The sequence below is a fragment of the Nonomuraea candida genome (assembly GCF_000725485.1).
Taxonomy (GTDB): domain Bacteria; phylum Actinomycetota; class Actinomycetes; order Streptosporangiales; family Streptosporangiaceae; genus Nonomuraea; species Nonomuraea candida.
The window spans coordinates 72,350-79,446 of sequence record NZ_JOAG01000041.1; the positions used below are offsets into that span (position 1 = coordinate 72,350).

The 7,097-nt window shown below is 72.7% G+C and carries 8 protein-coding genes; 4 read left to right on the plus strand and 4 right to left on the minus strand.

Annotated elements, in window-relative coordinates; genetic code table 11:
* Positions 1-151: 151 nt before the first annotated feature.
* Both IO39_RS33280 and IO39_RS33285 read left to right on the plus strand, forming a co-directional pair.
* A complete protein-coding gene (locus tag IO39_RS33280) occupies positions 152-763 on the plus strand; it encodes an RNA polymerase sigma factor (RefSeq protein ID WP_245642443.1) in 612 nt (203 codons plus the stop codon).
* The gene (locus IO39_RS33285; RefSeq protein ID WP_157549201.1) at positions 760-2,025 is read left to right on the plus strand and encodes a CU044_5270 family protein; all 1,266 of its coding nucleotides are present in this window, start codon (positions 760-762) and stop codon (positions 2,023-2,025) included. The genes IO39_RS33280 and IO39_RS33285 overlap by 4 nt, the downstream gene beginning before the upstream one ends.
* Before the next feature lie 145 nt (positions 2,026-2,170).
* Here IO39_RS33285 and IO39_RS33290 read toward each other — a convergent pair whose 3' ends face one another.
* The 3 genes from IO39_RS33290 to IO39_RS33300 form a co-directional block, all read right to left on the minus strand.
* The gene (locus IO39_RS33290; RefSeq protein WP_043631527.1) at positions 2,171-2,578 is read right to left on the minus strand and encodes a hypothetical protein; all 408 of its coding nucleotides are present in this window, start codon (positions 2,576-2,578) and stop codon (positions 2,171-2,173) included.
* Between the two features lie 13 nt (positions 2,579-2,591).
* Positions 2,592-2,837: a hypothetical protein gene (locus tag IO39_RS33295; RefSeq protein WP_043631530.1), complete on the minus strand. Its 246-nt coding sequence runs from the start codon at positions 2,835-2,837 to the stop codon at positions 2,592-2,594.
* Positions 2,838-3,002: 165 nt separating this feature from the next.
* Positions 3,003-3,623: a TetR/AcrR family transcriptional regulator gene (locus tag IO39_RS33300; RefSeq protein WP_043631533.1), complete on the minus strand. Its 621-nt coding sequence runs from the start codon at positions 3,621-3,623 to the stop codon at positions 3,003-3,005.
* A 79-nt stretch (positions 3,624-3,702) separates the two neighbouring features.
* Here IO39_RS33300 and IO39_RS33305 point away from each other — a divergent pair, with 79 nt between their 5' ends.
* Together IO39_RS33305 and IO39_RS33310 are read left to right on the plus strand one after the other, a co-directional pair.
* Positions 3,703-5,187, plus strand: a complete 1,485-nt coding sequence (locus tag IO39_RS33305; RefSeq protein ID WP_043631536.1) for an MFS transporter — start codon at positions 3,703-3,705, stop codon at positions 5,185-5,187.
* Positions 5,188-5,276: 89 nt separating this feature from the next.
* Positions 5,277-6,464: an RtcB family protein gene (locus tag IO39_RS33310; protein WP_043631539.1), complete on the plus strand. Its 1,188-nt coding sequence runs from the start codon at positions 5,277-5,279 to the stop codon at positions 6,462-6,464.
* Between the two features lie 39 nt (positions 6,465-6,503).
* On the opposite strand, the gene IO39_RS33315 is transcribed toward IO39_RS33310, so the two are convergent.
* A complete protein-coding gene (locus IO39_RS33315; protein WP_043631541.1) occupies positions 6,504-6,809 on the minus strand; it encodes a hypothetical protein in 306 nt (101 codons plus the stop codon).
* Between the last annotated feature and the right edge of the window lie 288 nt (positions 6,810-7,097).

Below are 7,097 nucleotides of genomic sequence, written 5' to 3' on the forward strand. Positions count from 1 at the left end.
GGTCGATCTGCCCTGCCTGCTCGGGAGAGGCGCCCCCGTGGTTCTGCCCCGCGGGTAGCGGAGCGGGGATTTGGGGTGGCGGGTAACAACGGGAGGGTTCGCACCACTTCCTGGTGTCAGAAGAACGCATCCCGAACGAAGGGGCTGGGCGGTGACGGATGATGCGCACCGGTTCACCGGCATGTACGACGAATGCCGGCAACGCGTGTGGGCCTACGTGGTCGCTCGCGCGGGGCGGCAGGTCGCGGACGAGGTGGTGAGCGAGACGTTCGCGATCGCCTGGCGGCGGCTGGACGACGTGCCCGAGCCGGCGTTGCCGTGGTTGCTCGGGGTCGCCAGGAACGTGCTGCGTGACAACGTGCGCGCGGAGATCCGCAGGGAGGCCATGGCCGCCGAGCTGCGGGCCTGGACCGAGGGGGACGTGGCCGATCAGGTGACCGAGCGGATGGGGGTGCTGCGCGCGCTGGCCGCGTTGCAGGAGGACGATCGGGAGATCCTCGTCCTCGTCGCCTGGCACGGGCTGACGCCCAAGGAGGCCGCCCGGGTGATCGGCTGCTCGTCGGCGGCCTATCGCGTACGGCTGCATCGGGCGCGCAAGCGGCTCAGACAGGCGATGGAGGCGGTCGGCGAGCCGCCCGCCGCGGCTGGTGGGCGGTCCCGGAGCAGGGCCGCTGAGCCGTCCGTGGCTGGTGGGCGGTCTCGGAGGAGGGCCGCTGAGTCGTCCGTGCCCCACGTCCGGAATCTGAGCGAGGAGTGGTCATGAACCCCATGGAGGAGCTTCGGGCGGCCAGGCCCGCGCATCTCGGCGACCGGCCGGTGGACGAGGGCACCAGGGCCGCGGAGCTGGCCCGCGCGATGGCGGGTCCCAGGGAGGCGCGGCGGCGCAGAACCGTCGTACGGCCGGCCTGGGGGCTGGGGCTGGCGGGGGCGGCGGCCGCCGCGGTGACGGCCGTGGCGGTGGTCATGTCGGGGAACGGGGCCGCGCCCACGACCCCGCGCGCGCCCGACGACCGGCAGATCGTGGCGGGCCAGGGCGAGAAGCCGGGCCAGGAGCGGGGCACGGGCACGGGCCCGGGTACGGAGGCGCCAGGGGCGTCGGCGGCTCCCCGGGTGACGTTGCCGGCCCGGGAGGTGCTGCTGGCCGCGGCCGAGCGGGCCGATCGGCAGGCGGAGGGCAGCGGCGACTGGTGGCACAGCGAGACGGTGAGCCGCCACCTGTACGCCGCCGTCTCCGGCGACTACCTGGTCGTGGACAGGCAGCGCAACGAAGGATGGACGCCCGCCGCCGTCGGGGGCGAGCAGTGGGCCCGTACCCGGCCGCTCGGGGCCGAGCCGGCCACCGAGGCCGACCGGAAGGCGTGGGAGCGGGCGGGGGCGCCGTCCGAGATCGCCGTCGTGGTGCCGGGGAAGGGCCGGCGGCCCGCGCCCGGAAAGGGGGCGGACACGCCCGCGAAGGGCGGGTACGGGGCGTTGACGCTCAGCACGTCCGAGGGGCGGGCCGAGACCAGTCACATGCCGCTGGCGGACGGTGACAAGGTGTTCTGGCTGGGACGGAACGTCACCATGAAGGAGCTGCGCGGGCTGCCGGACGAGCCTGGCGCGCTGAAGAAGTGGCTCATGGCCTCCTACAGAGGACACGGCACCGAGTCGAGCGGCGAGAAGATGTCGGGGGACACGTGGTTGTTCAAGGTCAGCGTGGGGCTGATCATGGACATGCCGGTGACGCCCGAGGTGCGGGGGGCCGCGTTCCGGATGCTGGCCGAGCTCGACAGCGTGAAGGTGACCGGGAACGTGACCGACGCCGAGGGCCGGCAGGGCACGGCCGTGTCGGTCGAGGAGCGCTACGCCGCCGGCGGGGTCTCCGAGAACCGGCTGATCTTCGACGAGGCCACCGGGCGGGGGCTGGCCAACGAGTTCGTGGTGGTGGAGCCCGGCGGCATGCAGGCCGGGTTCGAGCCGGGCACGGTGTGGAACTCCAGCGCGCTGATCGAGGCGGGCTGGACGGACGACCGCCCGGCCTCCTGACCGGCGACGGCCCGCCGGAGCACTGCCGGTCCCGGCGGGCCTGACCGTCCCGGGCTCGCCGGCGCGTCATCCGTTGCGGGAGGTCTGACCGGCCGGAGACCGCCGGAGCACGACCGGTTCCGGCGGGCCTCGCTCCCGGAGGGAGTCAGCCGCTCTGGCGGGCCTCGTCGTTGGCGTTGGTGCGGATCTGCTGGATGCGTTGCTTGGTCAGCCCGAGCAGCTCCCCGATGTCGCCGTCGGACAGGCCCAGCTCGTGCATGTGCTTGACGCGTTTCTTCAGCGTGCGCGTGTAGTCCTCGGCGATGGCGGCGGCCTGGCGCTGCAGGGCGGCGAAGTCGTCGAGGTCCTGCTCCGACAGGCCGGGCAGGGTGTAGTGGAAGACGGGGGACGGCGGCCGGTCGCGGTCGGCGAACAGGAACGGGAGCCCCTCGGCGACGTCTCCGTGCAGTTCTTTGAGCGTGCGGGCCGACATGCCGCCGGCCACGCCGTCCACCTGGGCCAGCCACAGGCTCCCGGCCATGGTGACGTGCACGTCGACGCGGTCTGTGGTCATGCGGATGCTCCAGTCAGTCCTTCAGCCAGCCCTCGCCGAACAGATGCGCCAGCCCTCGTTCGAGGGAGTCCACCAGGTGCGGTGTCTCCCCGGGGTAGAGCGGGACGATCGCGCGGGCCACGACCCGGCCCTCGGTGTCCCACAGCAGAAGGAATCGCTGCCGCCGGGTCGTTTCCGCCCAGTCGCAGCGCAGGCCGTGTAGGTGGGAGAGCCCGATGATCCGGTCGCGGATGGCCGCGTAGTCGTCTCGTTCTACCACACGCGGCAGACTATATCCCTTGTTCACCATCGACAAGAGCTATTGTCGCCTTGATTCGCGTGCCGCGTGTCGCGGGTTCGCGGCCCTTGTGGTGAAACCGCCCTCGCGCGATCGCGGCGGGTGTCCGGCAAGGGGGCGTGAAGCCGCGTCGCCGGCCGCCACGTGTCAGGCCGCTCCCCAGGCCCGGAGGAAGCTCTCCACGGTGTCGCCGGCCATCGTGCGCAGCTCCGGGTCCGGCAGCGTGCGGGTGCCCAGCCGGGTGCGGGCCTCCAGCGGGCCGAGGAGCAGGGCCAGGAACTGCTCGGCCGTCAGGTCGGGGTCGGTGGTGCGCAGGCGGCCGGTCAGGGCGAGCCGGGCCAGGCGGTCGGCGAGCGCCTGTCTGAGCCGGTCGGGGCCGCTGTCCTGGACGATCTCCAGGAGGTCGGGGAAGTGGGTGATCTCCGAGAACAGCAGGCGGCGCAGCGCGCACGAGCGGCCGTCGGTGTGCAGGCGGAGCAGGGCGTGGGCGACCTCCTCCAGCGTGGCGCGAAGGTCGGCGCCGGGGTCGGCGAGCGGCTCCAGCGCGGCGATCCGCTCGTCGAGCACGGTGCGCGCGGCCGCCTCCATGGCGTGCCTGAACAGGGTGGCCTTGTCGGTCATGTGGTTGTAGACCGTCGGCTTGGCCACGCCGGCCTCCTGCGCGATCTTCTGGACGCACGCCTGCGCGTAGCCCTCGCGGGCGAACACGGTGAACGCGCCTTCCAGGATCGCCTGCCGCTTGTCGATCCGCCCCCGGGTGGTGGTCATGTCGTCGATTGTACTCGCTGGTTCAACTTCATGGACGGAGAGGTTGCGCCCTTACTATTTAGGTACTTATGTTGAACCCATGAGTTCAGAAACTATGGATCAACTGGATCGCCGGTTGCTGGGGATCATCGGCGTGGTCCTGCTCGGCGGGCTGCTGGGGATCCTCAACAGCACGATGGCCGCGGTCGCCACCGGATCGCTGGCCGAGGCGTTCGACGCCTCGCTGAGCACGGTCGGCTGGGCGTCCACCGGGTTCCTGCTGGCCGTGACGGCGACGATCCCGTTCACCACCTGGGCCGTCGACCGGTACGGCGGCAAGCGGTTGTGGGTGGCGGGGCTGGGCCTGTTCCTGGCCGGGTCGCTGGGCGCGGGCCTGGCCTGGGACGTGGGGAGCCTGATCGCGTTCCGGGTGGTGCAGGGCATCGGGGCGGGGGTGCTCGATCCGCTCGTCCTGATCCTGCTGGCCCGGGCTGCGGGGCCGCGCCGGGCCGGGCGGGTGATGGGGCTGATGGGCGTGGTGCTGTCGCTGGGGCCGGTGCTCGGGCCGATCGCCGGCGGGGCGCTGCTCGGGGCGCTGACGTGGCGGGCGATGTTCCTGGTCAGCGTGGTGGTCGGGATCGTGGCGCTGGTGCTGGCACTGCGCGTGATCCCGGGGGACCGGCCCGGCGGCGGCGGGTCGCAGGCGGGCGAGTCCGGGGGAGCCGGGGAGGCCGGCGCGGGCGGTGGAGGCGCCGGGCAGGGGCCGGCACGCCTGGACGTGCTGGGGCTGGCGCTGCTCGGGCCGGGGTTCGCGGCGGTCGTGCTGGGGCTGTCCCAGACGGCCGAGCAGGGCGCGATCGCGGCGTGGCAGGCGCTGCTGCCGCTGGGCGCGGGAGCGGTGCTGCTGATCATGTACGCCGGGCACGCGCTGCGCCGGCGTCGCGGCCCGGCTCCGCTGATCGACCTGCGGCTGTTCCGCAGCCGGGGGTTCAGCGCCAGCGTCACGATCATGGGGCTCGGCGGCATGGGCCTGTACGCCGGCCTGTTCGCCCTGCCCCTGTACTACCAGCAGGCGCACGGGCACGGCGTGCTGGCCGCCGGGCTGCTCATGGCCCCGCTCGGGCTCGGCGGCTCCATCGCCATGCCACTGGCCGGGCGGCTGTCCGACCGGCTCGGCGCGCGCGGCCTGGCCGTCGGCGGCGCGGTCGTGGCCGTGCTCAGCCTGCTCGCCCTGACCCGCGTCGGGCCGGACACGCCGGAGGTGTGGCCGGCGCTGGCGGCGCTCACGTTCGGCCTGGGCAGCGGCTGCTACAGCGCCCCGACCATGGGCTCGCTCTACCGCACCCTCCCCGGGCCCCTGGTGGCGCAGGGCAGTTCGGTGCTCTACATGCTCAACCAGCTCGGCGCGGCCCTCGGCGTCGCCCTCGTCACGCTCGTCGTCCAGACCGCCTCCGACCCGGTCAGCGGGTTGCGCGGGGTCTTCTGGCTCGGCGTCGCCGCCAACGTGGTCGTGCTCGCGCTCGTCCCGCTCCTGCCCGGGAAGGCCCGCACGCCGGAGCCCGTACGCGAAGGGTCGCTCGTGTGAGGCGTTCCCGGTAATTCGCTTGCGGGGGGTATGAGGAGTCTGGCGTGATAGATCGCGTTCGGGATGTGACCGGGAGGAGGCGATACGAGATGGCGTACAACGAGGTGGCCGGAACGCGGCGTCCGCTGCGCATGTGGGCGGAGCCCGAGGCGGTCGATCCGCAGGCGATGCAGCAGCTGCGCAACGTGGCGAACCTGGAGTGGGTCCACGGTGTCGCCGTCATGCCGGACGTGCACCACGGCAAGGGCGCGACGGTGGGCTCGGTCATCGCGATGCGTGACGCGGTCTCGCCGGCGGCCGTCGGCGTGGACATCGGGTGCGGGATGACGGCGGTCAAGACGTCGTACCGGGCTTCGCAGCTCCCCGACAACCTGGCCTACCTGCGGGGGAAGCTCGAACAGGCGGTGCCGGTCGGGTTCGGGCACCACAAGCGGCCGGTCGATCCCGGCAACGTGCACGGGATGAGGACGGCCGGCTGGGCGGAGTTCTGGAAGGGCTTCGACGACCTCGCCCCGGCCGTCAAGGCGCGGCGCGAGCGGGCCGAGGTGCAGATGGGCACGCTCGGCGGCGGCAACCACTTCCTTGAGGTGTGCGCCGACGACGAGGGCCAGGTGTGGGTCGTGCTGCACTCCGGGTCGCGCAACATCGGCAAGGAGCTGGCCGAGCACCACATCGGCGTGGCCCGCGGGCTCTCGCACAACCAGGGGCTGGTGGACCGCGACCTCGCGGTGTTCCTCGGCGGCACGCCGGAGATGGCCGCCTACCGGCGCGACCTGTTCTGGGCGCAGGACTACGCGCGGCGCAACCGGGCGCTGATGATGGGGCTGGTCTGCGACGTGCTGCGGCGGCACCTGCCGGGCGTCACGTTCGACCAGCCGATCTCCTGCCACCACAACTACGTGGCCGAGGAGCGGTACGACGGCGTGGACGTGCTGGTCACCAGGAAGGGCGCGATCCGGGCCGGCGCCGGCGACCTGGGGATCATCCCGGGCTCGATGGCCACGGGGACGTACATCGTCAAGGGCCTGGGCAACGGCGCGGCGTTCAACTCGGCCTCGCACGGCGCGGGGCGGAAGATGAGCCGCAACAAGGCCAAGAAGACCTTCACCGTCAAGGATCTGGAAGAGCAGACGGCGGGCGTGGAGTGCCGCAAGGACTCCGGGGTGCTCGACGAGATCCCGGGGGCGTACAAGGACCTGGAGTCGGTGATGGCGGCTCAGACGGATCTGGTGCAGGTGGTGGCGCACCTGCGGCAGCTCATCTGCATCAAGGGCTGAGAGCGCCCGGTCGGTAGGTGTCGCGGCGGCCCGCGCCGCCTACCGCCCGGCCCGTCGCGGCTGGTACGACCTGGCGCTCAGGATCAGCGCGGCGGCGAAGAAGCCCAGGGCGGGCAGGATCAGGGCGCCCTGCACCGCCGCCGGCGCCTGCAGCAGCGCGGGGAGGGCGTTCGCCACGGTGAAGGCGCACAGGAAGACGGCCGACCAGCCGAGCGGCTTCCACCGGGCCCGGTGCATTCGTGCCGGCAGCCAGCGCGGGATCCGGCGGGCCGACAGCATGAAGACGCCGAGGCCGAGGCTGAGGGCGCCGAGGAGGAGCAGCATCACCCTGAGATACGTCGTCATAGCCGGTAAGAGGTCGGGCATGCGGTGGCTCCCCTCCTTGAGGCGGATGGGCCATTCTGCCGGTTCGCCTCGACGAAGATCAAGTGGACCCCCGGACGACCGGTTCGCCCCGCTTCCGGGGCCTGTCGCGAAGACGTCGAGAGAGCGCTCCCTGAGCGAGGGCGGTGGAGAGTCAAGGCAGCGGGCCGCTCCGGCGTTTCTTGACGGGCCGGGGGGCGGGGCGGGTGGGGGGTGAAGGGGTGTTTGCACTGGTGGGGCAGCGTCTAAGCGTCCTGGGCGGGGGTGGGT

Excerpts from the sequence above, each read along its gene's own strand:
- IO39_RS33305 (WP_043631536.1), top strand. The coding sequence starts at position 3,703 with ATGAGTTCAGAAACTATGGATCAACTGGATCGCCGGTTGCTGGGGATC.
- IO39_RS33290 (WP_043631527.1), bottom strand. The coding sequence starts at position 2,578 with ATGACCACAGACCGCGTCGACGTGCACGTCACCATGGCCGGGAGCCTG.
- IO39_RS33315 (WP_043631541.1), bottom strand. The coding sequence starts at position 6,809 with ATGACGACGTATCTCAGGGTGATGCTGCTCCTCCTCGGCGCCCTCAGC.
- IO39_RS33300 (WP_043631533.1), bottom strand. The coding sequence starts at position 3,623 with ATGACCACCACCCGGGGGCGGATCGACAAGCGGCAGGCGATCCTGGAA.
- IO39_RS33285 (WP_157549201.1), top strand. The coding sequence starts at position 760 with ATGAACCCCATGGAGGAGCTTCGGGCGGCCAGGCCCGCGCATCTCGGC.
- IO39_RS33310 (WP_043631539.1), top strand. The coding sequence starts at position 5,277 with ATGGCGTACAACGAGGTGGCCGGAACGCGGCGTCCGCTGCGCATGTGG.